Source organism: Kineosporia babensis (genome assembly GCF_021129305.1).
Lineage (GTDB): Bacteria > Actinomycetota > Actinomycetes > Actinomycetales > Kineosporiaceae > Kineosporia > Kineosporia babensis.
This window is the reverse complement of the sequence record NZ_JAJOMB010000016.1, coordinates 111,888-138,250: the sequence shown is the minus strand read 5'-3', so window position 1 is coordinate 138,250 and position 26,363 is coordinate 111,888. Positions and strand designations below refer to the sequence as shown.

General features: G+C 68.4%; 26 protein-coding genes. 11 read left to right on the top strand and 15 right to left on the bottom strand.

Going from position 1 to position 26,363, the window contains the following annotated elements; genetic code table 11:
- Positions 1-8: 8 nt before the first annotated feature.
- From LR394_RS26275 to LR394_RS26260, 4 genes are all read right to left on the bottom strand, one after another.
- On the bottom strand, positions 9-398 hold the full coding sequence (locus tag LR394_RS26275) for a hypothetical protein (protein WP_231446912.1): 390 nt from the start codon (positions 396-398) through the stop codon (positions 9-11).
- Positions 399-487: 89 nt separating this feature from the next.
- A complete protein-coding gene (locus tag LR394_RS26270) occupies positions 488-1,021 on the bottom strand; it encodes a GNAT family N-acetyltransferase (RefSeq protein WP_231446910.1) in 534 nt (177 codons plus the stop codon).
- Between the two features lie 57 nt (positions 1,022-1,078).
- Positions 1,079-1,435 carry a hypothetical protein gene (locus LR394_RS26265; RefSeq protein WP_231446909.1) on the bottom strand — a complete coding sequence of 119 codons (357 nt, stop codon included), beginning with the start codon at positions 1,433-1,435 and terminating at the stop codon, positions 1,079-1,081.
- Positions 1,436-1,455: 20 nt separating this feature from the next.
- Positions 1,456-1,923: a TetR/AcrR family transcriptional regulator gene (locus LR394_RS26260; RefSeq protein WP_231446907.1), complete on the bottom strand. Its 468-nt coding sequence runs from the start codon at positions 1,921-1,923 to the stop codon at positions 1,456-1,458.
- Between the two features lie 89 nt (positions 1,924-2,012).
- Between LR394_RS26260 and LR394_RS26255 the strand changes: the two genes are divergently transcribed.
- Positions 2,013-2,606, top strand: a complete 594-nt coding sequence (locus LR394_RS26255) for a DUF3885 domain-containing protein (RefSeq protein WP_231446905.1) — start codon at positions 2,013-2,015, stop codon at positions 2,604-2,606.
- 30 nt (positions 2,607-2,636) lie between these two features.
- Here the strand turns inward: LR394_RS26255 and LR394_RS26250 are convergent, their stop codons facing one another.
- The gene (locus LR394_RS26250) at positions 2,637-3,551 is read right to left on the bottom strand and encodes a hypothetical protein (RefSeq protein WP_231446904.1); all 915 of its coding nucleotides are present in this window, start codon (positions 3,549-3,551) and stop codon (positions 2,637-2,639) included.
- Positions 3,552-3,705: 154 nt separating this feature from the next.
- On the opposite strand from LR394_RS26250, the gene LR394_RS26245 reads away from it, so the two are divergent.
- The 3 genes from LR394_RS26245 to LR394_RS26235 are packed head-to-tail and all read left to right on the top strand — an operon-like array spanning position 3,706 to position 9,398.
- On the top strand, positions 3,706-5,160 hold the full coding sequence (locus LR394_RS26245) for an aldehyde dehydrogenase family protein (protein WP_231446902.1): 1,455 nt from the start codon (positions 3,706-3,708) through the stop codon (positions 5,158-5,160).
- A gap of 3 nt (positions 5,161-5,163) precedes the next feature.
- Positions 5,164-6,792, top strand: coding sequence for an MFS transporter (locus LR394_RS26240; RefSeq protein WP_231446900.1), 1,629 nt, complete (start codon positions 5,164-5,166; stop codon positions 6,790-6,792).
- Positions 6,792-9,398 (top strand): hybrid sensor histidine kinase/response regulator, encoded by a 2,607-nt coding sequence (locus LR394_RS26235; RefSeq protein WP_231446898.1) that lies wholly within the window; start codon positions 6,792-6,794, stop codon positions 9,396-9,398. Before LR394_RS26240 ends, LR394_RS26235 begins: the two co-directional genes overlap by 1 nt.
- Positions 9,399-9,487: 89 nt before the next feature.
- On the opposite strand, the gene LR394_RS26230 is transcribed toward LR394_RS26235, so the two are convergent.
- The 4 genes from LR394_RS26230 to LR394_RS26215 all read right to left on the bottom strand — a co-directional run bounded on the left by LR394_RS26230 (position 9,488) and on the right by LR394_RS26215 (position 12,876).
- Positions 9,488-10,348, bottom strand: a complete 861-nt coding sequence (locus tag LR394_RS26230; RefSeq protein ID WP_231446896.1) for a helix-turn-helix transcriptional regulator — start codon at positions 10,346-10,348, stop codon at positions 9,488-9,490.
- Between the two features lie 49 nt (positions 10,349-10,397).
- Positions 10,398-10,715, bottom strand: coding sequence for a hypothetical protein (locus LR394_RS26225; protein WP_231446894.1), 318 nt, complete (start codon positions 10,713-10,715; stop codon positions 10,398-10,400).
- 96 nt (positions 10,716-10,811) lie between these two features.
- A complete protein-coding gene (locus tag LR394_RS26220; protein WP_231446892.1) occupies positions 10,812-11,894 on the bottom strand; it encodes a ScyD/ScyE family protein in 1,083 nt (360 codons plus the stop codon).
- A 166-nt stretch (positions 11,895-12,060) separates the two neighbouring features.
- On the bottom strand, positions 12,061-12,876 hold the full coding sequence (locus LR394_RS26215) for an SAM-dependent methyltransferase (RefSeq protein WP_231446890.1): 816 nt from the start codon (positions 12,874-12,876) through the stop codon (positions 12,061-12,063).
- A gap of 193 nt (positions 12,877-13,069) precedes the next feature.
- Between LR394_RS26215 and LR394_RS26210 the strand changes: the two genes are divergently transcribed.
- The 4 genes from LR394_RS26210 to LR394_RS26195 all read left to right on the top strand — a co-directional run bounded on the left by LR394_RS26210 (position 13,070) and on the right by LR394_RS26195 (position 15,762).
- Entirely contained in the window at positions 13,070-14,605 is a 1,536-nt protein-coding gene (locus LR394_RS26210) for a methyl-accepting chemotaxis protein (protein ID WP_231446888.1), read from the top strand.
- Between the two features lie 153 nt (positions 14,606-14,758).
- A complete protein-coding gene (locus LR394_RS26205; RefSeq protein WP_231446886.1) occupies positions 14,759-15,037 on the top strand; it encodes a type II toxin-antitoxin system Phd/YefM family antitoxin in 279 nt (92 codons plus the stop codon).
- Complete coding sequence (locus LR394_RS26200) at positions 15,034-15,444, top strand: type II toxin-antitoxin system VapC family toxin (protein ID WP_231446884.1); 411 nt, start codon at positions 15,034-15,036, stop codon at positions 15,442-15,444. Before LR394_RS26205 ends, LR394_RS26200 begins: the two co-directional genes overlap by 4 nt.
- A gap of 42 nt (positions 15,445-15,486) precedes the next feature.
- Complete coding sequence (locus LR394_RS26195; protein WP_231446882.1) at positions 15,487-15,762, top strand: Rossmann-fold NAD(P)-binding domain-containing protein; 276 nt, start codon at positions 15,487-15,489, stop codon at positions 15,760-15,762.
- A 37-nt stretch (positions 15,763-15,799) separates the two neighbouring features.
- Here the strand turns inward: LR394_RS26195 and LR394_RS26190 are convergent, their stop codons facing one another.
- A complete protein-coding gene (locus LR394_RS26190; protein WP_231446880.1) occupies positions 15,800-16,381 on the bottom strand; it encodes a TetR/AcrR family transcriptional regulator in 582 nt (193 codons plus the stop codon).
- A gap of 63 nt (positions 16,382-16,444) precedes the next feature.
- On the opposite strand from LR394_RS26190, the gene LR394_RS26185 reads away from it, so the two are divergent.
- Positions 16,445-17,341, top strand: coding sequence for an oxidoreductase (locus tag LR394_RS26185; protein ID WP_231446878.1), 897 nt, complete (start codon positions 16,445-16,447; stop codon positions 17,339-17,341).
- A gap of 36 nt (positions 17,342-17,377) precedes the next feature.
- A complete protein-coding gene (locus tag LR394_RS26180) occupies positions 17,378-17,938 on the top strand; it encodes a TIGR03086 family metal-binding protein (protein ID WP_231446876.1) in 561 nt (186 codons plus the stop codon).
- Positions 17,939-17,982: 44 nt separating this feature from the next.
- Here LR394_RS26180 and LR394_RS26175 read toward each other — a convergent pair whose 3' ends face one another.
- Positions 17,983-18,831, bottom strand: coding sequence for an RICIN domain-containing protein (locus tag LR394_RS26175; protein WP_231446874.1), 849 nt, complete (start codon positions 18,829-18,831; stop codon positions 17,983-17,985).
- Entirely contained in the window at positions 18,828-20,210 is a 1,383-nt protein-coding gene (locus tag LR394_RS26170; protein WP_231446872.1) for a LysM peptidoglycan-binding domain-containing protein, read from the bottom strand. Before LR394_RS26170 ends, LR394_RS26175 begins: the two co-directional genes overlap by 4 nt.
- A 263-nt stretch (positions 20,211-20,473) precedes the next feature.
- On the opposite strand from LR394_RS26170, the gene LR394_RS26165 reads away from it, so the two are divergent.
- Positions 20,474-24,859 (top strand): FtsK/SpoIIIE domain-containing protein, encoded by a 4,386-nt coding sequence (locus LR394_RS26165; RefSeq protein WP_231446870.1) that lies wholly within the window; start codon positions 20,474-20,476, stop codon positions 24,857-24,859.
- A 65-nt stretch (positions 24,860-24,924) separates the two neighbouring features.
- Here the strand turns inward: LR394_RS26165 and LR394_RS26160 are convergent, their stop codons facing one another.
- The 3 genes from LR394_RS26160 to LR394_RS26150 form a co-directional block, all read right to left on the bottom strand.
- Positions 24,925-25,224: a WXG100 family type VII secretion target gene (locus tag LR394_RS26160; RefSeq protein ID WP_231446869.1), complete on the bottom strand. Its 300-nt coding sequence runs from the start codon at positions 25,222-25,224 to the stop codon at positions 24,925-24,927.
- Positions 25,225-25,297: 73 nt separating this feature from the next.
- Positions 25,298-25,915, bottom strand: coding sequence for a hypothetical protein (locus LR394_RS26155; protein WP_231446868.1), 618 nt, complete (start codon positions 25,913-25,915; stop codon positions 25,298-25,300).
- Positions 25,912-26,211 (bottom strand): hypothetical protein, encoded by a 300-nt coding sequence (locus tag LR394_RS26150; RefSeq protein ID WP_231446867.1) that lies wholly within the window; start codon positions 26,209-26,211, stop codon positions 25,912-25,914. The genes LR394_RS26155 and LR394_RS26150 overlap by 4 nt, the downstream gene beginning before the upstream one ends.
- Between the last annotated feature and the right edge of the window lie 152 nt (positions 26,212-26,363).

The following is a 26,363-nucleotide window of genomic DNA, read 5'->3' as shown; positions in this document are numbered from 1 at the left end:
GCTAGGGGTCAGTTCGGCGAGTGCTTCTGGATGAAGATCTGGACCAGATCGTCCTGTTGCTGTTCGGTGGCGTGGGAGAGCTCGAGTACGTCGCCGTCCAGCTCGATCCGGACCTCGCGGCCTTCGCCCTGCCCCTGGCTGAGCCACATGCGGATCACCTGCACGGCCTGCCCAAGGCTGGGAAGTGCCTCGGCCAGGGTGATGACGAGTGCCCCGGCCGTTGCGAGGTCGACGCCGCGTGAACCGGCTGGAGCGGCCAGTTCCGAGGCCAGGCGGACATCAACGACGTCGGTGCCGAGCAGACGGGTTCGCAGCTGCCGGGTCAAGGTGTCCAGCCGCTCCGGGTCAGCATCCCGCTCGGAGAGGAACAGGACCAGGTCACCAGGCATACCGAGCACAGCACGTCCTCTTCTTCGGGCGTCTTGACCGTTGCGTTCGGAGGGTCAGGCCTCCGGACTTGAGGGAATTATGCCCGGTTCTGGGGCGATCAACGGCCGGTGGCACCGTCGAATTCCTGGTGGGTGAGCGCGAACTGAGTCTGCTCCGGAGATTGCCTGACCATGCGCATGCCGAGGCGTTTCATCAGGCCCCAGGATGCGGTGTTGGGGGTGTCGCAGGTGGCGGTGACCGTCTCGACGTCCATGGTCTCGAAGACGTGAGGCAAGAACGCGTGCATGGCTTCGCGAGCGTAGCCCTGGCCGTGGAAACCGGGATGGAACTGGAAGCCGACGTCCCCGGTCCTGGGTGGTTCTTCAGCCAGCCAGATGCCGACGTCGCCGATCACCCGTTGTTCGCCGGCATGTTCCACGGCGTAGGCGTGCCAGGCGTTCACCGCGTGCTCGTCCAGGGCAGCCTGCACAGCGAGATAGGAGGCGGCCTGCCGTTGCGACATCGGCTCACCCGGGATGAAGCGACGCACCACGGGATCGGCCTGGTAGGCCAGGAAGTCACTCAGGTCGCTCGTGGTGAACCGGCGGATGATCAGGCGGTCGGTCCGGGTCAGGATCTGTTGGTCGGTCACACGCTTTCCAGAAGTGGGATGATCGCACGCTCGACGCTGCTGGGGTCGTCGCCCAGGTCAGGACGGACGGGTGGCGGCTTCGATGTGTTCGACCACGGTGCGGGGGTTTTCGACTTCGAGAACGAGACGGTCGTAGCGTTCACCGGTGAGCTGGAGGACGACGACGCGACTGCGGTTGTGGACGTCCCAGAACGTGCGCTCGCCGTCGCGGTAGAAGGTGCCGAGGGTCAGCACGCCGGGAATGTAAGTGCCCGGGGAGCGCAGGCCTTTGGGTTCGCCGGCGGCCCCGGGGTCCATGGTCGCGCCCCGTACGTTCTCCAGGGGGATAGTGAACCCGGTTGAGAGCGAGAGGATCTGGCGCCAGAGCGGCAGTTTCACGATCACATGGTCAGCGGTGATCTGGATCTTGGCCATGTCGATCTCCTTCGGTGGAGTCAGGTAGCGGTTTCGGGGTGGGGCGGGGAACCGGCGAGCTCGCTCAGAGCCGGTGTGCTGACCCCGGCTCTGGTGCGGACGCGGCGTCCCAGGGCGGCTGCCGTCAGCAGCCCGCCGAGTTCCGCATCCAGCCAGGTCAGGGCGCGAGCGACCTCGGCCGCGACTTCCTCGTCCACCGGTGCTCGTTCGACGGCGGCGAACAGGAGCAGATCGAGACGTCCGGCCTCGATCGCCTCCAGCGCGGGCTCGCCGTGAGTCAGAGGGCGGACGTCCTGGTCGAGATGCCGGCGCAGCGCGGCCAGATAGAGGCCCCGCTTGCTGCCGAACGTCTTGTAGAGGCTGTTGCGGTGTACGCCCAGGTGGGTGACCAGGTCGTCCACCGACACCGAGTCGTAGGAGCGGCTCGCGAAAAGCGTTATCGCCGAAGCGATCACCTGATTCTCGTCGAAGCTGCGGGGTCGTCCCATGACCCGAACCTATCCAATTAAGGAACGGTCAGTCAAGAACGAGCGTTCCTTAACTTTTGTCGTCCTTCCTGCTGTGCGAAAGTTGCCGGATGGAAGAAGCGCTCGACGTCGCCGCGTTCGATCAGGCCTGGACGAGGCACTGGCCCAACTCTGAACCTTTCGGCCACCGGTTGCGCACATCGGCGTCGCCGACGTGGGTGCGGTTTCACAGCCTTCCCGAGTCCAAGCGGTATGCCAGCGACGACATCGAGTACGAAGAGGTGCTGCTGCGCCATCGGACGCTGCTGCGTGAACTCTGTGCCACCACCGCCACGTCGACGGACGATCTGCGGGTGATCACCCTCTCCGGTTCGGAAACGCCGGAGCCGGCCGAGCGAGACGGAAGACTGGCTGCGGCGTTTCCGAGGGCTGAGCACTGGAAGTCGCTGCCCTATGACAACGGCGTGCCCGTGGACGACGGGTGGCTGGTGCACCTTTATCTGACCAGTACGGCGCTCGACGCCGACGACTTGCGCGCCCTTCTGTTACTGGTCGCCGACGACGTCACCGAAGGCGTCATCATCGCCCCGCCGGGCGTCGAGTGGCTGTATCACCCCTACGACGGGGGTGGCGACGTCATCGCGCCGGACGTCGCCACCCGGCTTCGTCTTCAAAAGCGTCATGCTGCATGGCTTCCGTCATAGCCGGACGATCCTGTGGTCGTACTTCGCAGGTCAGACATCGACGTGTAGCCAGGTGTCCCCGGCCCGCAGCCAGAGGACCCCGTCGCGTCCCTGGTGGGAGTGCAGATGGACGGCGCCGGGCAGTTTGACGTTGTGGTGGTCGGTCTCGACCCAGAGTCCGTCCCACAGGCGGGCTCGGGTCAAGGTCAGGATCGTCGGATCGTTGCGGTGGCGGGTCGAGAACAGGGCGCGGGTGCCGCGTACCGCAAAACCGCTGTAACGGTGGGCCTCGGTGGGGTAGCTGATGACATCACCGGTGGCGGGGGTGACGCGGGCGGTGTGGATGGGTGCGCCTGCGTGGTAAAGCGCCCAGACGTAGTCGTTCTCGGTGGCAAGACTGATTCCGTTGCCGACGCCGGGCATGCGGCCTTGGGGCGTCCAGAAGTGGCGGCCGTCGGGGTGCCAGCCGACCAGGCCGGGCTGCGACCAGGGCTCGAAACCGAAGATGCCCTGGTCGCCGTGCAGCGTCCAGAGACGGCCGCCGGTGTCTCCGATGGCTGCGGGGATGTCGCTGCCGAAGCCGTGGGGGTCCACGGTCCGGCCGGCCCCTCCGACCGAGCCCTCGATTGCCGTCGGGTGACCGCGCCGGTCCGGGTCGGTCCAGAGGCTGCCGGTCACGACGAATCGGTCCTGGGCCAGCAGCGTCAGCTCGAAAGGATTGAAGTCGAGATCGGGTAGCGGGGTTTGCCGTGCACCTTTTTCGGTCACGATGAGCAGGCTTGCCTCGAACGGCAGCCGGGGCCGGGGTGATGTCCAGCCGGGGGATTCTTCGGGTGGGTACAGGAATCGCTGGTGAACCAGGACGATCCCGAGATGTCCTTCGGGGCTGATGGACCACCACAGCGCACGGGAGTCGGACTGTGGCAGGGACCAGAACTCGACCGGAACGGGGGCCGGCCGGGTCATGCTTCCTGGACGGCGTCCGTCCGGGTCGATGAAGTCAGCGTCATGGGGGACAAGGGTAGTGCAGTACGACGACCGTCCGAAGATGTGGCGTTGACTTACCCGGCGGTCCTTACTGTAGTCCTTACGGTAAGGACCGGTCACAGGAGGGATCCGCATGAGCGACAACGATCGGACGGCGTTGTTCCCAACCCGGCTCATCATCGGTGACCAGCGGCCGGACCGGGCCTCCGGCGGCTGGTACGAGCACGTCAGCCCGGTCACCGGACGTGCTCAGGCCGGTCTGTCGCTGGCCGGGACGGCCGAGGTCGACGAGGCGGTCGCTGTTGCTCGCGCTGCGCTGGCCGGCTGGCGTCGGTGGGATCCGGTCGAACGGCGGCGGGTGCTGATGCGTTTCGCGCAACTGATCCGTGAGCATGCGCAGGAGCTTTCTACCATCGCGGCGCTGGAACTGGGCCAGCCGAAAGCATTCACGGGCTATCTGCCGGTGGGCGGGGCCGCCTGGCTGGAGGAGGCGGCGGGCTGGGCGGACCGGCTGCACGGGCAGGCCTCGCCGTTGAGCGAACGGGGAGTGCTGGAGTACACCGCGATCGAGCCGTACGGGGTGGTGGCCGCCCTCTCGACCTGGAACGGCTCGGTGAACGCGTTCTGCATGAGTGTCGCCGCGCCCCTGGCCGCCGGCTGCACTGTCGTTGCCAAGCCCTCGGAGCTGGCGCCTTTCTCGTCCCTGCGGGCAGCGGAACTGGCGCTGGAAGCGGGACTGCCGGCGGGCGTCCTCAATGTACTGGTCGCCGATGTCAAAGTGTCGCAGGCCCTGGTCTCACACCCCGGGATCGACAAGATCACCTTCACCGGGAGCCCCAACTCGGCCCGCCAGATCGCTGCCGCGGCCGCCCCGCAACTTACGCCCTGCGTCTTCGAATTGGGTGGTAAGTCAGCTGCTCTGGTGTTCGAGGACGGGGATCTGGACCGGGCGCTCGAGGTTGCTTCCGCGTTGATGCTGAATGCCGGGCAGATCTGCACTTTGGGTTCGCGGATCCTGGTTCAGCGTTCGGTGCATGAGCAGTTCGTCGAGCGGTTGAGCGAACGGGTGGCTGCTGCTCGTCCCGGGGATCCGTTCGAGGAGGGGGTCACGATGGGGCCGGTGATCAGTCAGGCCGCGCTGGACCGGATTCTTGGAATGATCGGCAGGGCAAGGAATTATGGGACGACGGTGACCGGCGGTCAGCGGATCGGCGGTGCTCTGAGCGATGGGTACTTCGTTGCCCCGACGGTCGTCCAGCTGCGGGACAACACCGGAGAGCTGGCCCGGGACGAGGTGTTCGGGCCGGTGGTCGGTGTTCAGGTCTTCGACGACGAGGACGCTGCGGTCGGGATTGCGAACGACACCGATTACGGTCTGGCCGGCTATGTTTTCACCGCTGAGATCGGCCGGGCGCATCGGGTGGCGGCGGCCTTGGACACGGGGAACGTCGGGGTCAACGGGGGAGTGGCGCCGGCTGGTCCGCATCTGGGTTTCGGTGGACGCCGGAACAGTGGCTACGGGCGGCAGGGTGGTCTGGGTGGCGTGATGGAGTTCGTGAGCCCCAAGACGGTGCAGATTCGTCTGTAGATCGTGGACACCCACCGCCAGACACTCCAGGCGCTCAGCGGCCTCTTGACGGCACTGTTCATCTCGACGCTGAGCGCCACGGTCGTCACCACCGCGCTGCCCGGCATGATCGGTTCGCTGCAAGGTTCCCAGACCGCGGCCACCTGGGTCGTGACGGCAACTCTGCTCACCACCACGGCCACCACCCCGATCTGGGGAAAACTGGCGGATCTGTTCAGCAAACGTCTACTGGTCCAGTGCGCGACGGTGATCTTCGTGCTGGGTGCGGTGGTGGCCGGCCTCAGCCAGAGCGTGGGTGTTCTGATCGCCGGTCGCGCTGTTCAGGGCGTGGGGGCGGGTGGCCTGCAGACCCTCGTCCAGATCTCGATCGGCGCGATGATCGCTCCCCGGGAACGCGGCCGTTACGCCGGCTACCAGAGCAGCGCGACTGCCCTGGCCACGATCGGGGGGCCGCTGCTGGGCGGGCTGATCGTGGACACGCCCTGGCTGGGCTGGCGCTGGTGCTTCTGGCTCAGCCTGCCGATCGCGGTGGCGGCCCTGACCATCCTGCAGTTCACCCTGCACCTGCCGGTCGTCCGCCGCGGCCCGGTGAAGATCGACTACCTCGGGGCCACCCTGATCTCGGGCGCAGTGAGCGCGCTGCTGATCTGGGTGTCTTTCGTCGACGACAGCTACGCCTGGCTCTCCTGGCCCAGCGCCGCTCTGGTCGGCGGTGGGGTGGTGCTGCTCGCGCTGGCCGTGTGGGTGCAGACGCGGGTGGCCGAACCGATCGTGCCCCTGCCCATTCTCGGTCAGCGCCCGGTCGCCCTGGCCATCCTGGGATCGCTGGCCTCCGGGACCGCGCTGTTCGGCGGAACGGTCTTCCTGAGCCAGTACTTCCAGCTGGCCCGGGAGTACACCCCCACGCAGTCCGGCCTGCTGAGCATTCCGATGATGATCGGCATCCTCATCGCCTCGCTGATCGGCGGCCACCTGCTGAGCCGCTCCGGGGCGATCAAACCGTTCCTGATCACCGGGACCGCGCTGCTGACCCTAGGATTCCTGGGGCTGAGTCAGATCGACCGCTCCACCCCGCTGCCTCTGCTGTCCGCGGCGAGCCTGATGGTCGGCGCCGGGGTCGGCCTGACCGCGCAGAACTTCATCCTGCTGGTACAGAACTCGGTGCACCTGAAAGACATCGGCGCGGCCACCTCCACCGTGACTTTCTTCCGCTCGCTGGGCGGCACCATCGGACTGGCCGTCCTGGGTGCGGTGCTGGCGCGGCAGGTGAGCAGCCGGGTCTCGGAAGAGCTGCCCAACGCCAACGTGGTCGGTGCTCTGCAGGACCCGGCCACGCCCGAACCGGTGCGAGACATCCTGAAGGTTGCGTACGCGGATGCGACCGGTCAGCTCTTCTTGATCGCGGCTGCGGTGGCGGCGCTCGGGGTCCTGGCCGTGCTGGCGCTGAAACCCATCAGCCTGCGTACGAGTGTGGATCTGCCGCAGAACCCGGTCGACGTGCCCGAGGCTCCGGTGGTGTCTCCGGCCGGGGAGAGGCCTGCTCGCCCCGAAACGGTTAACCAAGGTCAGGATCGAACCGATGCCTCTGGTTGGTACCGCGCGAAGAGCCCGGTGGAGGGGAACCCAGGGTGATGGAGAGGGCTGCACGGCAGTTCTTCGGGTCCCAGGGGGTTCGTCCTTCCGGCCGCGGGGTGCTGGGTAGCCTGGCGTTCGCGGTGGTCTTCGCCGTGGCGGTGTTCCTGGGCCGGCTGACCGTTGCCGAGGGAACCAATCTGAGCCTGGTCTGGCCGGCGGCTGGTGTCGCCGCGCTGTGGTTCGCCGCCCAGCGGGACGCCGGCACCCGCCGCCTGGACTGTGCCCTGCTGGCCGTCCTGACCTTCGCCATCAACCTGGCCACGGGAGCATCCCCGATGCTGGCGGTGTGCTTCGCCGCGGCCAACATCGTGCAGGTGCTCCTGCTGCATCACCTGCTGCACCGGTGGAACCCGAGGCTGTGGGGCGCCGGCGGTGATCAGCCGCTGACCGGGATGCACCAGCTGTCCGGTCTGCTGACGGCCTCGGTGCTGGCGACCGCGGCCGGTGGCCTGCTGGGCCCGCTGGCGGTCGGGGCGCTCACCGGGAACTGGTCGGTGCTCTCGGCCGTGGTCTGGATGGTCCGCAACACCGTCTCGGTCGTGCTCATTCTCGGGCTGGGCCTGCGGGTGGGCTACCTGATCAGCGCCCACCGAAGACACGCGGAATCCGGGGGTGCCGGCCGAGGCGTGATGCTGCCCTTCAAGCGGCTCACGGCGGCCGGGCGGCTGGAGCTCGTCTGCCTGGTGGTGGTCTCGGTTGCGGCCTATCTGACCGTTTTCGTGTTTCTGCCCCAGCTGCCGATCGACTTCCCCCTGATCGCGCTGACCGTCTGGGCGGCGCTGCGGTTCGACACCACCATCGTGGTGATGCACGACTTCCTGGCCGGCACGGCGGCGGTCATGTTCACCCTGGCCGGCCACGGGCCCTTCACCTCGGTGGACGACTACGCCACCCGGGCGCTGATCGTCCAGGCATTCGTCGGCCTGGTCGCGGTGGTCGGGCTCTCCCTGGCCCTGGGTCGCGACGAACGTGAAGTGCTGCTGTTCCAGATGCACCACCGGACTCAGGAAGCGGTGGCCGCGACCGAGGCCAAGTCGGCGTTCCTGGCCACGATGAGTCACGAGATCCGGACCCCGATGAACGCGGTGATCGGGATGTCGGGCCTGCTGATGGACACTCCCCTGAACGGGCAGCAGCGGGAGTTCGCGCAGACGGTCCGCGACAGCGGTGAGGCTCTGCTGACCGTCATCAACGACATTCTGGACTTCTCCAAGATCGAGTCCGGCAGCCTGGAACTGGAGGAGCACCCGTTCGAGCTGGAGGACTGCGTCGACAGCGCCGCGGCCGTGGTCGCCCTGGCCGCCACCCGCAAGGGCCTCGAGATGATCGTGCAGGTCGACGGGGAATGCCCACCGGTCCTGATCGGTGACGTGACCCGGTTCCGGCAGGTGATCGTCAATCTGCTCGGCAACGCGGTCAAGTTCACCAGCGAGGGCGAGGTGGCCGTCGAGGTGTCGGTGGCCGAAGAAACCGCGGACGGGGTGCGGCTGCAGGTTTGTGTCCGGGACACCGGCATCGGGATCGCTCCGGAGCGGATGGATCGTCTCTTCCAGGCCTTCACCCAGGTCGATGCCTCCAACACCCGGGTCTATGGAGGGACCGGGCTGGGGCTGGTGATCAGCCGCCGCCTGGCCACGGCCATGGGCGGAGACCTGTCTGCGCAGAGCCGGCCGGGGGAAGGGTCGATCTTCACGTTCACCACGCAGATGCGCCGGGCGCCGCAACGCCGTCAGGAGGACGGCGTCCTGTCGGCCTCTCTGGCCGGGCGCCGGGCCCTGATCGTGGACGACAACACGACGAACCGGCGGGTGCTGCACGTGCTGCTGCGCCGCTGGGGCCTGAGCAGTACCGAAGCAGCCGGTGCGCAGGCCGCGCTCGACCTCGTCGCGGGCGGCCTGCAGGTGGATGTGGCGATCATCGACCAGCACATGCCGGGGATGACCGGCACCGAGCTGGTGACCCGGCTGCGCTCGCTCGCGGCCCTGCGGGACGTGCCGGTGGTGCTGCTCAGCAGCCTCGCCTCGCACTCGGCGGAGGATGACCCGACCTGCGCCGCGATCGTCACCAAGCCGGTACGGGCCAAGCAGCTGCGCACCCACCTGGAGCAGATCTTCGCGCCCGCGCAGTCCGCGCTGCGAACGATCGAGTCCACCGGAGGGCGCCGGGCCGCGGACCCTCAGCTCGAGCCCGATCCATCGACGCGGGCCCTGAAAGTACTGGTGGCCGACGACAACCAGATCAATCTCAAGGTCGCCCGGGTCATGCTGATGCAACTGGGACATCAGGTCGACACCGTCGGCAACGGCCTGGAAGCGGTCGAGGCGGTGGAGCGGATCGCCTACGACGTGGTGCTGATGGACGTGCACATGCCCGAACTGGACGGTCTGGACGCCACCCGCCGGATCCGTGGGCAGGCCCGGCCCGACCGGCGGAACGTACCGATCATCGCGCTGACCGCGAGTGCGCTGACCGAGGACCGGGACGCCTGCCTGGAGGCGGGCATGACGTCGTTCCTGAGCAAGCCGATCCGCAAGGCCGAACTGTCGCAGGCCCTGGAGCAGACACAACCCCAGCCACCCGTCCCCAGTAGCCGAAAAGGGTGACCGGATAGTCCGGTTCGATCGGATGAGCAGCAGAGCAAACGGACGCCGGCCCGCGCCGCCCAGCGGAGGTTTCCTGGCGGACCGGCCACCTATGAAAGGTGACCGGTCCGCTCGGCCGCGGCGAGCGTCCCCAGTAATTGCAGGCTGTCGTGCGCCGGAGTGCCGGGTTCGGCGAAATACATCAGCCAGAAGACCTCGTCGTTGCTGACGATGCTCAGGTATTCGTATTCGAGGTCCAGATCGCCGACCTCGGGATGGCGAAAGGACTTTCGCCCGGACGTCAGCGGCTGAACTTCGTGCGCCGCCCAGCGAACCCGGAAAACGTCGCTGCGCAGGGAAAGTTCGCCGACCAGATCGGTCAGGCTCTTGTCGTACGGATTACGTCCGGCCGCTCTGCGCAGGAGACCCACCACGGTCTCGGCCACGCTCTCCCAATCCCGGTGAAACATCCGCGCGGACGGGTCGAGAAAGATGAAGCGGGGCATGCTCACTGCTGCATCCGTGAACATCGGGGAGTACAGAGCCCGGCCGAGTGCGTTGGCGCCCAGCACGTCTCCCTTCTCGCTGATCATGAGCACGGCCGCATCGGTGACGGTGTGCAGCAGGGTCTGCAGTTCGGGGCGGGTCGACGGCACTGCGGTGCGGGGCCGGGAGGGCTTACGGGCCGGGCCCACCGCCCGGGCCAGGTCGAACAGGTGCGCTCGTTCGGTCTCGTTCAGCTGCAGGGCTTTCGCGATGCTGATGAGCACCTCCTCCGAGGCGCCCTTGGCCCGCCCCTGCTCCAGCCGGGTGTAGTACTCGACGCTCACACCGGCCAGATAGGCGACTTCCTCCCGCCGTAGGCCCGGTACCCGCCGACGGCCTCGCACCTGGGTGACCCCCGCCTGAGCAGGCTGAATCCGGCCACGGCGGGTGGTGAGGAAGTGCGTGAGCTCGGCCGGGGCGTCCATGGCGCCACTCTAGGCAGAGGACGCCGACCGTAAACAGGTTCTGCCAGTACTAGGCGTCGAACAGGTGCCTTTGCTCGCCGTCAGGCACTGTTCGGGTGGGCGGCGCGGCCATCTCCTGGTCGCGGGTGATCAGTTCCCAGCGCATCGCGTACTTGTCGTGCCGGACGACGCCTTCACGGGCCAGCTGGTTCAGCGAACGGCTGACCTGGTCGCCGACCAGCAAGACCTCCCAGGACGAACGGACGTCCGTGGGGATCTGCTCCCACAGCCGCTGACGGATCTCGCGCAGGGTCATCCCGGCCGGGCCGGCGGCGAGGCACGCCAGGATCCAGGTATCGGTCTGAGCGCTGAGCAGCTTGCTGTCCACCGTCGATATCAGACCACATTTCTGAACTCTTGCTGACGGCGCGACGGTTGCCTGGGGTGGTGGGGCGCCCGCTCGGTACGGGCGCCCCACTCAAAGTCAGCGGATCGAGACGATGGTGCCCGGGCCGTCCTCTGATCCCATGGTGCCGGCGTAGAGGTTGCCATGGGCGAACTGCAGGGACAGGGCGTTCGGCAGGTCCACGTACTTGGAGACCTTGCCGTCGGTCACCTTCGAGATCCGGCCCGCACCCAGCTCGGCCACGTAGATGTTCCCCTTCGGGTCGACGGTCAGGTTGACCGCGCCCTGCAGACCACCGGCCACCGTGGTGACCTTGCCCTTCCAGTCCACGTGGACGAGAGAACCGCGGGCCCCGGCGACGGGATCGTGTGAACCGCCGGGCAGCAACGTGACCAGCAGGCCGTCCTTCGTCACCGCGACGTCGGTCGGGACCGGCTCGAAGTTGTAGACGGCGCCGACCACGCAGTCCGGCATCCCCATGTGCTCGGCGGCCACGGCGGTGATCGGTGCGGGCTGACGCGGCAGGACGGCCAGGGTGCTGATGTTGCCCTTCGCATCGACCTTGAGCAGGTTGTTGCTGCCCGCGTCGGCCACCACCCACGACGTCTTGTCCAGCGGCGCAACGGCATACGGGTGCGAGTCGACCCCACCCGGGTAGTTGGCCCCACCGAAGTCCTTGAGCGCTGCTTCCTGGCAGGGCGTGGGGTTGTCGATGCCGTACTGATTGACCTGGTCGGGGTTGTTCTTCTCGTCGTAGGCCAGCAGGTCTGCGGTCGTCGTGGTCTTGCGGGACTTGATCACCAACTCGGCCCTGGTCGTCGCACCGCCGCTTTCGGCGTCCCCCTGCTGAATGCCGTAGGCGATGTCGCCGCGCGAGTTGATCCCTACGGCGCTGAGACCGTCGGGGGTGGTGAAGAGCGGGTTCAGCTTCTTCTTGGACAGCTTGTACACCGTGGACGTGGCACCGTCCGAGACCAGGGTCTGCTTCTTGCCGTAGGCGAACTGGAACGGCGCCCCGACCGAGCTGTTCAGGACCTTGATCTTCGGAGGACGGGGTCCGGCCTGGTCGGCGGCGAAGGCCGTTGCGGACGAGACCATCAGGGCTGCTGCGCTCGCTGTTGCGCAGGCCAGGAGCATCATTGCCGGCCGTGAACGCGTCATCGTTTCGTTCCCCCAAATAGACGTGCGGTCGGGCAGGGCACGTCGGATGCTGGCACGTCCCGTTCTTGCCGGTGGGGCGGATGCTGCGATCTCAGTCGTTGGGTGGGGGACGGATGGGCTGGTTGGTCCTGACGGGAAGGGTGATCGGAGGGCTGACCCTGGGTGCTCAGTGGAGCTGGATCCGGCCCACACCACCGAAGAGGTAGACCTCGGTGGGCGGGTCTGTCTCCTCGTCCTCGGGTCGCCAGCGGGAACAGGAGACCACGCCGGGTTCCAGCAGGTCGGTGGTCTTGAAGAAGACTGCGATCTCACCGGGGTTGCGGGCCCGGATCGGGGTACCGCCGCGCTGCGTGGTCTCGTGCATCACCTCGAGCATCGCGTCGCCGTGGATCTCGGCGGTGGAGTGGGTCAGGACGAGGTAACTCCCGGCCGGCATGGCCGAGACCAGCTGGGCGACGGCGTTCTGGGCCTGACCGTCGTCCATCAGATGGTTGACGACCCCCAGCAGCATCAGCCCGACCGGCCGGCTGAAGTCCAGGGTCCGGGCCGCAGCGGTCAGGATCGCCGCGGGCTCGCGCAGATCGGCCTGCACGTAGTCGCTGGCTCCCTCCGGCGTGCTGACCAGCAGGGCCTGGGCCTGCTCCAGGACCAGTGGGTCGTTGTCGACGTAGACCACGCGGCAGGCCGGATCGAGGGACTGGGCAACTTCGTGAGTGTTGTTCTCGGTGGGCAGCCCGGCCCCGATGTCCAGGAACTGGCGGACGTCCGCCTCGGCGATCAGGAACCGGACCACCCGCTGCAGAAAGGCACGATCGGCCCGTGCTCCGAGGGCGATGTCCGGGATGCGGGCCAGCACCTCGTCCCCGGCGGCCCGGTCGGCCGCGAAGTTGTTCGTGCCACCGAGCCAGTAGTTCCAGATCCGGGCCGACTGCGGAACGCCGGAGTCGATCGTGGTGTCGGCGGAGAGCCGAGGATCAGTCATGGACGCGACCTCTGTTTCTCGGATGACGGCGGCCGGATCATTCTGGCGCCCGATCGTGACATATCGCCACCAATCGCCCGCAGGTCCCGGAAAGCGGGACGGTAGGACGGTGTCCCGCCGGCTGCTGCTCAGGTTCGGGGCGCCGCGCTCCGATGCGGCAGACATGGCCTGGGTTCGATCTTTGCGTTTAGGCGTGCGGCTGGTGTCTGCGTTCGCCGTGGTGGCGCTTCTGCTGTGCGTCGTGGTCGTCGCAGGCCTGCTGGCGATCGACCGGCAGAGCGCGGCCTCCAGGAAAGTCGCCTCGGCCGGTGCCCTGGTGTCGGACGTGGGGACGGCGACGTATCGGACTGCGGACTTCAACGGCTGGCAGACCGCCTATGCATTCGACATCGCTCGCAACACCCCGGACGCGACGTCCGACTCCGGTAGCTCGCGCAAGGCGTTCCTGGCCTCCACCGCAGCGTTCACGCAAGACCTGGCCCGACTGCGTCAGCACGATCTGAGCGCCGAGGAACGCCGGATGCTTGACCGGACCTCGACGGCGTTCCAGGAGTTCATGAACCTCGACGCCGACATCATCGCCCGGTATCGGCAGGACACCCCGACTGCTCGCGCAGCGGCCGACGAACTGGTGCTGGGGCGGGCCATCGAGCTGTTCCAGGCCGTCACCACCCAGTTGTCCGACCTCACCGCCGACGTGAACCGCAGCACCGCCACGACCATTGCCGCTGCCGAGTCGGCCGCCACCCAGGCGAAGGTCCTGATGCTGGCCACCGGTCTGGTGGCGCTGCTGCTGGCCGGAGCGCTGGCCGCGCTGATCACCCGATCGGTCACCCGGCCGATGCACCGGCTCGTCGTCGACCTTGACCGGCTGGCCGGCGGTGACCTGCGCGGACGCCCGCAGATCGAAGGGCGTGACGAGATCACCGACCTGGCCCGCTCACTGGCCCAGGTTCTGGAAGTCACCCGGGCGTCGATGGCCATGATCGGACGCAACGCCGACTCGCTGGCCGCTGCCGCCGAGCAACTGACCGCAACCACGACGTCCATTCGCTCCTCGGCGCTCGACACCTCCGCGCAGGCTGAGGTGGCCGGCGGATCGGCGGCCGAGATCACCTCGAGCATCCAGTCGGTCTCGACCGCTGCCGGTGAGATGAGCGGCGCGATCCGGGAGATCGCCGACAACGCGGGGCGCGCCTCCACCGTGGACAAGCTCGGCCGCTCGTCCACCGAGATCAGCGACGTGATCAACACGATCACCGCGATCGCCGCCCAGACCAACCTGCTGGCCCTCAACGCCACGATCGAGGCGGCCCGCGCCGGTACCGCCGGCAAGGGCTTCGCGGTGGTCGCCGACGAGGTCAAACAGCTGGCTCAGCAGACCGCCGAGGCCACCGCCCAGATCACCGGACGGATCGACACCCTGCGCCTGGACGCGGCCGGCGCGGTGGACGCGATCACCGACATCACCCAGGTGATCTCGACGATCAGCGACTACCAGACGATCATCGCCTCGGCGGTCGAAGAGCAGTCCGGCACCACCAGCGAGATCAACACCTCGGTCGCCCTGGCCGCCGACGCGTGCGCCCAGGTCGACCACAACATCAGCGGCGTCGCCAGCAACGCCACGCTGACCACTAGCGGCGTCACCGACGCCGAGCGGGCCACCCTCGAACTGGCCCGGATGAGCGCCGAACTCAGCACCACGGTCGCACGCTTCCAGATCTGACCCCGCTGGCACAAGATCGTGTTTTTTCGTCTTGGTAGGCGATAAAGCGACTGAGCATCGGAATTTGCGTATTCTGAACGCATGGACCATCTGCCGTTGGCGTCAGCGAAACAGCGCGAGCTTTGTAGAACATCTCGTTCTACGATTGCGCTCATGCAGCAAATCGGGATTCGGGAGCTGAACCAGAACACCAGCCAGGTTCTGGCCAGGGTCAGCGGCGGCGAGTCGCTGGAGATCACCGACAGAGGACGTCCGATTGCCCGGCTTGTGCCGGTCACCGATGATCAGGCTGCTCTGGCTCGGCTGGTCGCCTCCGGGAAGGCCAGTCCGCCGACCACCACGGGGCCCTTGCCTCTGCCGCCCGCGTGGGGCGACGGTGGGATCGACGTGTCCGACACGCTCGCGGCAATGCGTGACGAGGAGCGCTGGTGATCTACCTGGATTCCGCCGCCGTCGTGAAGATGGTGCGGCAGGAGACGCACAGCAGCGACCTGATCGGCTGGCTCAACAAGCACGACGGCGTGCCGCTGGTCTCTTCTGCTCTCGTCGAGGTGGAAGTACCTCGTGCGCTCCGTCGTTCGGCCCCCGAAGCCTTGATCGGAGTGCCGTCGGCCATCGGGCGGATCTTTCGCGTCGAGATCGATGCGACCGTGCGCGATACTGCGGCTGCGTTCACCGATCCGATGGTGCGCAGCCTGGACGCGATCCACCTGGCTACTGCCCGGACTCTGAGCAATGCTTCCGGAGGTGACCTCACTGCCTTCGTGACTTACGACCAGCGACTGCTGGCGAGCGCAGCGGCCTCGGGACTGCCGGTGGCAAGCCCAGGCCGGGATTGAACCCTGCTCGACCAGACCTGGAACGGCTTCGAGGAACGGCCGGTGCTCGGCCCGGAAGACATTTCGTACGACGAGCAGGCCGCAGTTCTGTCCGAGGTGCTTGGCCGCGAGGTGCGTTACGAGCAGATCCCGATCGAGACGCACCGGGCCAACCTGCTTGCCCGAGGCACCTTCGAGGCCATGGCCCAAGGCGTGATCGACATGGCCCTGGCCAAGAACGCGGGCCTCGACGCCGGGGTCGTTCGCACCCCGGAATTCAGCACCCCGACCACGTTCCGCCAGTGGTGTCAGGACGTCCTGGTGCCCGCTACCGCTTGAGAATCCGACCTGAACGAGTCGCTGAAGGACAAGGTCGTCAGGGTCGCGCCCCGCGGACGAACTGCTCCACGGCGGTGTCGACCAGGCCGTCCAGGACCTCGACCGGGGCCAGGCCGCCGTTGATCACCGTCGCGATGCCGTGCAGCGTGGCCAGCAGCACCGTCCCGATCCGCTCAAGATCGCCGGCCTGTAGTTCGCCTTCCGCCTGGCCTTGGGCGAGCACGCTGGCCATCAGGGCGAACGAGGGGTGGGCGGCCTGGACGAAGCGTTCGGAGTCGTGCTTGCGGCGGAACATCAGTTCCAGCAGGGCGACGTCACCGCTGGCGAAGTTCACGTAGGTGTCGGCGATCGCCTGCAGGCGGGAACGGAAGTCGGGGTCGGCCGCATCAGTGGCCGTTCGCAGCTGTTCGTGCAGTTGCTCGAAACCGGAGATGGTCAGGGCGTCGATCAGTTCCTGGCGGTCGGGGAAGTGGCGGCGCGGCGCAGCGTGGCTCACCCCGGCCCGCCGGGCCAGATCCCGCAGCGACAAAGCATCGACGCCGCTCTCGCGCAGGGTCTCCTGGGCGGCCTCGAGCAGGGTCGTGCGCAGGTTGCCGTGGTGGTAGCGCTCGTCGGTCACCGGGGCAGCCTACCTCGATGTAGGCGTTGACTACTTATGTTGGCGATGTCTACATTGTTGTCTGTGACTACATTCGAAGCTTCCGACGTCCCGTCCCAGGCCGGCCGGACCGTCGTCATCACCGGCGCCAGCAGCGGGATCGGCCGGGCCGCGGCCGAAGTCTTCGCTGCCCGAGGCGCGTTCGTCGTGCTCGCGGTGCGCAACGTGGCCAAAGGGCGGGCGGTCGCCGATGCCCTGCCCGGCCGGACTGAGGTGCGTCGACTCGAGTTGGGTGACCTGGCGTCCGTCCGTGAATTCGCCGACGGTCTCGACCTCACCGTCGACATCCTGATCAACAACGCAGGGGTGATGATGCCGCCACTCGGGCGCACCGCCGACGGTTTCGAGACCCAGTTCGGCACCAATCATCTCGGTCACTTCGCGCTGACCAACCTGCTTCTACCCCAAATTGTGGGACGCGTGGTGACGGTCTCGTCGGGCGGCCACCGGCGTGGCCGGATCGATTTCGAAGACCTGAACTGGGAACGCCGCTCGTACGATCGCTTTTCGTCCTACGGTCAGTCGAAGCTGGCCAATCTCCTGTTCACCAAGGAATTGCAGCGCCGGCTGGAGGTAGCCGGGAGCGACGTGATCGCGACGGCGGCCCATCCCGGCCTGGCGGACACCAACCTCGATCACTCCTCAAGAGGGGCCAGTCGTTCTCTGGACCTGCTGTTCGGAGTGCTGCGGCGCACCCTGGCCCAGACCGGGCCGGATGGTGCCAGGCCCACGTTGTATGCCGCAGTGGGAGATATCCCGGGCAACAGCTTCGCCGGGCCGCGCGGCCTGCTGCAGCGCGGGCCGGCCACGCTCGTCGGCCGGTCAAAGGCGGCACAGGATGCAGACGTGGCCCGCCGCCTCTGGGACGTGTCGGAGGAGCTGACCGGCGTGCGGTTCCCGCTCACACTGACGGCAGGCTGACCGGGCAGTCGGGACGATACGTCATAGTCTGCCGTCGTGACTGATTTTCAGCGTTTGATTCCCCTGGCCATCGAGAGGTTCGGGGCCCGGGTGCACGGTGTGCGCGACGGTCAATGGGACGACAAGTCGACCTGCACCGAGTGGACGGTTCGGGAACTGACGAATCACCTGGTCGGGGAGCATCTCTGGGCTCCGCACCTGCTGGCCCGGGAAACCTTGGAGAACGTGGGCACGCGTTACGACGGCGATCTCGTGGGCGCCGATCCGTCCGGTGCCTGGGACGCTGCGGCGGCGGGATCGGCGCAGGCCTGGAGCGGCGCTGACCTGGCCGGCAGGGCACAGTTTTCCTTCGGAGAGGCCCCGTTGTCCGAGTACGCCACGCAGATGCTGCTCGACCTGACCGTGCATCAGTGGGACCTGGCTCGCAGCACTGGCCAGGACGAGGCGCTCGACCCTGAGGCGGTCGCGGTCAGCCTCGAGTACGCGCGAACGAACGTGGAGAAGTGGCGTGACTTCGGCATCACCGCCGCACCCGTGCCTACCGACAGCACTGACCTCGCGGTCCAGCTCATTTGCCTTACCGGGCGACAGGTCTGAGTGTCCGGTCGCGGACAGGGTTTATGCCCGCGACCGGACGGGGATCAGGCTTCCTGGAAGATCCACAGGTGGTCGTCGTCGGGTGCGCAGGGGTACAGCGTGATGTGCTGCCCGTCGGCCTGGTTCGAGCCGTCGCTCTGCCAGCCCGAGACATCCAGGCAGTCGCCCGAGAGGGCATTCTTCACGTAGTACTGCACGTGGCCGTTCTTGACCTTGCCGCTGTCGACGAGCTTGAACTCCTGGTTGTCGCCGGAAGCGGGCTCAATACAGGGAACGGCGCCGATCGCGACAGCGCCTTCGTTGGCGGTGCTGCCGGGCGGGTCGAGGCACAGGCCGGAGCCGGAGGAGCGGATCCAGTACAGCGGCATGCCGTCAGCCGTGCGGGTGCGCTCGAGCCGGACCGAAACCGCGCCGTTGCAGGCGGTCTGCGTACTGACCTGCTCAAAGGCGATCGTTCCCAGGCACTTGCCGGTCGCGACGTTGTGGAGCTGGTAGGGGACGTTCACGGCCGGGGTCTTCGGCGGGGCCTTCTTCTTGGTCTTCTTGGGCTCCGGTTCGTCCTGCTCGTCCTCGGCCGGGGCGTCCTGGGTGGCGGTGACCGTCTTGGTCTCCTGCGGCTTTTCCTGCTCGGCGGCCGCCTTCTCCGTCTTCGGCTTCTCGGCCGTCGGCGTGGGAGTGGGGGCCTGGGTGGTGGTGATGACCGGGGCCGGCGGCTGTTCCTGGATCTGGCCGGCCAGGGTGATCTCGTCGGCGGTGCCGGAGCCACGGCTCTGCAGGGCGCCGGCGGTCACCGCGACGGCCCCGGTGACCAGCAGGGCGGTACCACCGATGATGGCCCAGGAGAAGGACTTTCCACCTTTGGCGGGCGGCGGGGTCGGAGTGTGGTTGCTCATCGGATTCCTGTCGGAGAGGCCAGGCTGTCGTTGACCTGGGCGGTGATGCCGAGCACGCCGGTGTCGAGCTTGCCGCCGGGGCGCAGGGCGAATCGCCAGCGGGCGGCGGGCACCCGGCCGACGATGACGATGGTCCAGTTCGCGTCGGGCTGACTGGCCAGGGCTTGCAGGTGCTCCAGGTCGTGGTCGCGGAATCGGCCGGCCACGATCAGGATTGCGGGCCGGGGTGCGGCGACGCTGCCGCCGCCCCGCACGGCCTCGGACATGGTGCCGCTCTCGGACCAGCCGATCGCGGTGAAAGCTTCGGGCAGACTGGTGAAGTGCTCGGCCCGGTCGGAGGCGGGCGGGGAGACCGCCGGGGCCAGGCCCACGGTGACCACCCGGACGTGCTCGGCCCAGGGGGCGGCGACGAGCTCACCGATCCAGCCGAGCAGCAGGTTGTGGACGTTGGCCACGGTGCCCTCGACCGAGATCACGCCGGTGGCCTGGCCGAGGTCGACCAGGACCCGGGCCCCGCTGTCGGTGCCGAGCGTGACCAGGCGGGGACTGGGCGAAGCCAGGCCGTCTTTCAGCGGCAGCGCCTGCAGGGCGCGCAGCGGGGCGGACCAGGTACGGCCGTCCTCATCACTGCCCCAAGGGGCAGGAGCCTCGAAGTCGGGGGCGGCCAGCCGCAACTGCATCCACTCCCGGTCCATGACCACCGCGTAGAACGGCGGCACCTGACGCCGGGCGTCGTGGGCCATGCCGCTGAGCGAGCGCAGGCCCCGGTCGACGGTCCAGGCGCCCGCTGCGTCGAACGGGCGCACGGCGAGTACTTCGGTGGTGTTGCGCCGGAAGAAGTTTCGCCGAGGCGCGGGCGTCTCGTCGGGGGCCTCCGGGGCGGCGCTCTGCCCGAGACGGCTGGGGGCGCCCGAGGCGGGCCCGCGTGGCGCCGGTGGCGTACGGCGCGGCGGCGGGGTGGGAGCCGGTTCGGGCTCCGCGGCGGCGCGCCGGCGGGCGATCATTGCGTAACCGATCAGGCCGGTGCCCAGCACCAGGGTGCTCGCCCCGATCACCCAGTACAGGGTGGCGGACTCGGGCTCGGACGGTGCAGCGCCCGGGGCCGGAGCAGGAGTGGCCGGATTGGTCGGTGCGGCGCTGACTTCCGGCAACGGGCCGGTGCGCACCAGCTTGCCCTTGGCGTCCGCGGGCAGCACCAGCACCCAGCCCGCGGTGATCGAGGCCGGATCGGTGAGCCGTCCGCCGTCGGCCTGCGGGCGGTCCTTGTTCAGCTCCAGGATCTCCGGCCAGCGCTCCCCGTCCTTGAGGAATCGCTCGGCGATGGAGAAAAGGAACTCGGGCTCGCCCTTGTAGGCCGCCCGCACGACGTAGAACTTCACCTCGCCGCCGGTGCTGCTGCCCGGAGTCGCTGCTGAGCGCTCGGACCCGTGACCGTCGGTGGCGGCGGCCGTCCGGGCCGGAAACCAAATCGTTATGAGAACAAGGGAAATGGCTGCGCCGGAACGGATTGCACGACGAAACGACTGCGTCCCACGGGGGATCGCTGGAAGAGGCAAGGGATTCTCCGGCGGCATGAAGGCACAGACTACGCATTCAATGCGTAAACGGTACAACCCTAATGCCCAAAGGGTACAAATACTGGATGCAGCTCTACTTGACCGCCGTCGACACCCGCACGGGTGAGTCGGCCGACGTCATCCTGGACACGGACGACGGCACCCAGATCGCGGCCATCGCCTGGACGCTTGAGTCACTGTTCCGTGACCGTTCGCAGCGTACTCCCGCCGGTGCGGCGCTCTACCTCGGTTCCCGGCCGCTCGACCCGGCCCTCAGCGTCTTCGATTCCCCACTGGTCGAGGGCGGGCTGGTCGGCCTGGACGGGCCGGTGCCGGGATATCCGAGCGAACGTCCCGGGCTGGTCGAGCTACGGGTCGTCGGAGGACCGGCCGCCGGCGCGGTTTTTCCGCTGGGGGTCGGCAGCGGTGAGCTCGGGTCGCAGCGCCGGGCCTGGGTGCGGATCCCGGACGCCTCGGTGCCGCCGGTGGCGGCCAGGCTCGATGTGGACGGGGCGGCGCAGTGCTGGCTGGAACCGGAACCCGGGGCGCCGGAGATGGTGCTGGAGACCATCGCGGGAGAGAGCACGCTGCCGGTGGGCCGGGTGCGCTGGGACACGGGCCGGCAGCTGGTGATCGGTGAAAGCATCCTGGAGGTGATGCCTTACGTCTCGCCCGATGCCGCCCTGGTGATGTCGGCCGACGGTGCGGGCCTGGACTACAACCGGCCGCCGCGGATCCTGCCGCCGCGCCGGGAGACCAAGTTCCGCCTGCCCAGCCCGCCCAAAGAACCGGCCCGGGGCGCCATCCCGATCCTGATGGCGGTCGTCCCGATCGTCGGCTCGCTGGCCATGTACATGCTCACCAACAACCCGGCCACCTTGCTGTTCGCCGCGCTCAGCCCGATCTCGGTGATCGCCGGTTACGTGAACAGCCGCCGCAACGGCCGTCGTTCGTACACGGAGTTGCTGCGCGAATACCATGAGCGAAAAGCCCGGGTGGAGGCCGACGTCGAGCATGCGGTCGACCTGGAGCTGGCCGAGCGCCGGATCTGGGTGCCCGACCTGGCCTCGGTCGCCGTGATCGCCTCCGGCCCGCGCCGCCGGTTGTGGGAAAGACGCCGCCGCGACGGCGACCATCTGCTGCTGCGGGTCGGCACCGCGCAGTTCCCGTCCGAGGTGATCGTCGAGGACCCGGAGCAGGAGAATCACCGGCGCACCAACCCGCGGATACTGCCGGAGGCGCCGGTGACGGTGCCGCTGAGCCAGCGCGGGGTGCTCGGCATCGCCGGGCCGGGAGACACCGCCCGGGGGATCGGGCGCTGGCTGCTGATCCAGGCAGCCGTCCTGCACAGTCCCGCCGACCTGCAGATCGTGGTGCTGACCGACGCCACCGGCCGGGAATGCTGGGACTGGCTGCGCTGGCTGCCGCATGCGCGCCCGGCCGACGGTTCCGGCAGCGCGGTGCGGATCGGCACGGACGCCGATACCGCGGGCCGTCAGGTGGCGGCCGTCCTCGATCTGGTCGGGCAGCGCACCTCGGCCAAGTCCAAGGCCCGCGACGCGGTCTTCCGGGACCCGGACGTCATCCTGCTGCTGGACGGATCGCGGCGGATGCGCTCGATGCCGGGCGTGGTGCAGATCCTGCGGGACGGCCCGCAGGTCGGGGTGTACGCGATCTGCCTGGACGCCGATGAGCGGTTCCTGCCGGCCGAGTGCCAGGCCGTGGTCCGGGTCGAGACGGCCGGACTGACCGTCACCCAGGCCGACTCCGACCCGGTGCCGGGCATCCGCCCGGAGTTCGCGCACCCGGACTGGTGCGCCCGTCTGGCCAGGTCTCTGAGCCCGATCCGGGACACCAGCGACGAGGGCGACGATGCCGCGTTGCCGTCCTCCAGCCGGCTCCTGGACGTCCTTTCCATCGACCCACCGTCCGGGGACGCGATTGCTGCGCGCTGGGCCGCCCGTGGCCGCAGCACGGTCGCGGTGGTGGGGGAGTCGTTCGACGGCCCGTTCGAGATCGATCTGCGGCGCGACGGCCCGCACGGCCTGATCGCCGGGACCACCGGTTCCGGGAAGTCCGAGCTGCTGCAGACCGTCGTGGCTTCGCTGGCAGTGGCCAACCGGCCCGACGAGATGACCTTCGTGCTGGTCGATTACAAGGGCGGTAGCGCCTTCGCGGACTGTGTGCGGCTGCCGCACACCGTGGGTATGGTCACCGACCTGGACGAGCACCTGGTCGGCCGGGCGCTGGAGTCGCTGTCGGCGGAACTGCGCCGGCGCGAGCACATCCTGGCCGACTTCGGGGCCAAGGACATCGAGGACTTCCAGCGTCTGCCCGAGACGTCCAAGCCGGCGCTGCCGCGGCTGCTGATCGTGATCGACGAGTTCGCCTCGATGGTGCGGGACCTGCCCGACTTCGTCACCGGACTGGTCAACATCGCCCAGCGCGGCCGGTCCCTGGGGATCCACCTGCTGCTGGCCACCCAGCGGCCCAGCGGGGTGGTCTCCCCGGAGATCCGGGCGAACACCAACCTGCGGATCGCTCTGCGGGTGACCGACGCGTCCGAAAGCTCTGACGTTCTGAACGCCCCTGACGCGGCGAAGATCTCCAAGAGCACGCCCGGACGCGCGTACGTGCGCCTGGGTCACGCTTCCCTGGTCCCGTTCCAGGCCGGCCGGGTGGGTGGCCGCCGTCCCGGGCGGACCGCCGGTCCCCGGCGCGCACCGATCGTGGTGCCGCTGAACTGGTCGGACCTCAGCAAGCCGGTGAACATCCCGCGCCCGAAGGCGGTCGGCCCGGTGGAGGAGGACGAGACCGACCTGCGCGACCTGGTACTCGCGGTGCGCGAGGCAGCCGAGCTGGCGCAGGTACCCAGCCAGCTCAGTCCGTGGCTGCAGGCCCTGCCCGATGCCATGACTCTGGACGAGCTCGAGCCGGTGGCCGGCCCGCACCTGCCGCCGATCCCGTTCGGCCGGGAGGACCTTCCGGCCCAGCAGGCCCAGCGCACCGCCGCGCTCGACCTGTCGGTCTTCGGGCACCTGCTGGCCGCGGGCGCCCCGCGCACCGGTCGTTCCCAGTTGCTGCGGGCAGTCGCCGGTTCGGTGGCCCAGAGCCAGTCCAGCGGCGACGTGCACCTGTACGGCCTGGACTGCGGCAACGGCGCCCTGCTGCCGCTGGCGGACCTGCCGCACTGCGGGGCGGTGGTGATGCGCACCCAGGTCGAGCGGGCGGTGCGGCTGCTGAAGCGGATGGCCGAGGAGATCCGCCGACGCCAGGAAGTGCTGGCCAACGGCGGGTACGCGGACATCACCGAACAGCGTGCCGCGGCGCCGTCGGTCACCGAGCGGCTGCCGCACCTGATCCTGATGATCGACCGCTGGGAAGGATTCCTCACCTCCCTGGGCGAACTCGACGGCGGTGCCCTGGTCGACCAGGTGTTCGCATTTCTGCGCGAAGGTGCCAGCGTCGGCGTGCACGTCATCATCACCGGCGACCGGACCCTGCTGAGCGGGCGCATCTCCACCCTGACCGAGGACCGGATCGCCTTCCGCCTGTCCGACCGGGCCGACTACTCGCTGATCGGCCTGCGGCCCCGGAACATGCCCGAGAACGTGGCGCAGGGGCGGGCGTTCCGCTCCGAGAGCGGGATCGAGCTGCAGGTGGCCCTGCTGGCCCCGGACGCCTCCGGCCCGGCCCAGGCGGCTGCGCTGAGCGCGATCGGCAAGGCAGCCCGGGAACGGGACAGCGACGTGCCCCGCGAACTTGCCCCTTTCCGCCTCGGAGAACTGCCCTCGAAGCTCGGGTTCGAGGAGGCCTGGCCGATGCGCGAGCAGCACCCGAGCCCGATGTGGGCGCTGGTCGGCGTCGGCGGCGACCAGCTCACGGGCTTCGGCCCGGACCTGGCCGACGGGGTACCGGCCTTCGTGATCGGCGGCCCGGCCAAGTCCGGCCGCAGCACCACCCTGGTCACCATGGCCCGTTCGTTCCTGACCCGCGGGCAGCAGGTGATCGCGTTCGCCCCGCGCAACTCGCCGGTGCGCAGCCTGGCCGGGGCCGCGGGCGTGGTCGAGGTCTTCACCGGCACCGATGTCTCGGCCGAGGAGTTCACCCAGGCCCTGGGCCGGATCACCGGCCCGGCCGTGATCGTCGCGGACGACGCCGAGGCGCTGCGTGAGGTCTCGGCCGCCTCGGAACTGAAGCAGGTGATCAAGACCGGGGCCGCGCGCGGGCTGGGGGTGGTGATCGCGGGCAACCCGGACGAGCTGAGCGTGGGTTTCAGCGGCTGGCTGGTGGATGCCCGTAAGTCCCGCCGGGGTGCGCTGATGTCCCCGCAGAGCCGTACCGACGGCGACCTGATCGGGATCAAGCTGCAGCGCACCGCGGTCGGGCAGCCGATCCAGGCCGGCCGGGCCCTGCTGCACCTCGGCGACGGCACCGCGTTCGCGGTCCAGGTGCCGCTCAGCGTGATGTGAGACGACGACGAGGGCCGGTCCTCCCGAAACCTCGGGAAGACCGGCCCTCGTCGGGACGGACGGGCCTACTTGTTGATCGCGGAGGCCAGGTCGGTGTCGGCCTGCTCGAACGCGTCGGCCGCGGCCTCGAGGTAGCTGGCCAGGCCCTCCAGGCCCTCCGCCATCTTCGTTGCGCCGTCGTTGAACTCGGTGTAGTTCTCGTCGAACTTCTTGCTCGACTTGTCGGTGACGTAGCCCTCGTTCACCAGGGTGTTGATCATGTTCTTCAGCTCGGAGAGCTTGCCGAGGATGTCGTCCTTGCCCGCGTTGAGCTTGTTGCTCGCGGTGCGCATCTCTTCATAGGTCACATTGACGTTGCTCGCCATGGTGCTGTCCTCTCAGACCGTGCGGACGACCCGTGCCGCACGGTTGCGGACGGGAGGAAAGGGAGAGCCGGAATCAGTTCTCGAGGAACCGGAAGGTCGAGGTCACCGCGTCGAAAAGGTCGATCAGCTCGGTGCTCAGCGCCAGGATCGGGCTGCTGCAGGTGACCAGGGCGACCTTACCGGCCGAACCCGGGACGGGGACGAACGTCTGCATGATGACCGAGCGGATCCAGCCGGAGCCCTCGGGCATGGTGATGTCCTCGACCCCCTGGGTGCGCGGAACCCGGCCGATACCGGGCAGTTCCGTGCTGGTGACCTCGCGCCAGACCGGATCCTCACCGGCGCCGCGGGGGATCTCCGCCAGGTGCGCCACGATCGTCTCGGAGGCGTTCTCCTCGTTCGGCGCCTCGACGATGCTGATCGTCACGTTCGCCGCGATCACCGCGTCCTCGATCGGCTGGATCATGCTGGCGGTGTAGGCCGCCCCGGCGGCGTGCGCACTGCGCGCGGCGCTGCGCAGCGCCCGTACCAGGGCCGCGCGGTGCTCGCGCAGCTCCGGGACCTCCTTGACCTGACGGGTCACCAGATCGTTGATCGAGGCGTTGCGGGAGTCGGGGTGCAGGTCCACCTCCAGCCAGCCGTCCGGGACGCTGATCGCGAATCCGGTGGCCCGGGCCGTACTCGGGCTCACGCCGTCTCCCCGCTCTGCACCAGCTGTTTCTCGAGATCCTCGTCGGCCTTGCGGATGTTCTCCACCGCCTGGTTCACCAGCTTGACGAAGTTCTCGCAGTTCTTGTCCACCCGGCCGCGGCCGTCGCTCCAGTGGCTCTCGAAGTGGTTCACCGCGCCGTCCACGTCGTCGCCACCGAGTTCGCCGTCGAACTGGCGCATCCAGGAACCGGCATCGGCCATGGTCGCGCGGATGATACCCAGGTCGGACGAAAAACTCTCCAGCCCGTCGAGATCGACGGACAACCGGTCGGCCATCGATGACCAGCCCCTTTCTCGATCGGCGCACACCCTATGCACCATTCAAGAGCCTTGTCATCTCTGCCCTTGTATATGGTTTATTGGTGGCTGTCCTTCCGGTCGGCCGTGAGGTAGGCCGGGTGGCAGGCACTTTGAGTGAGGACGGCAAC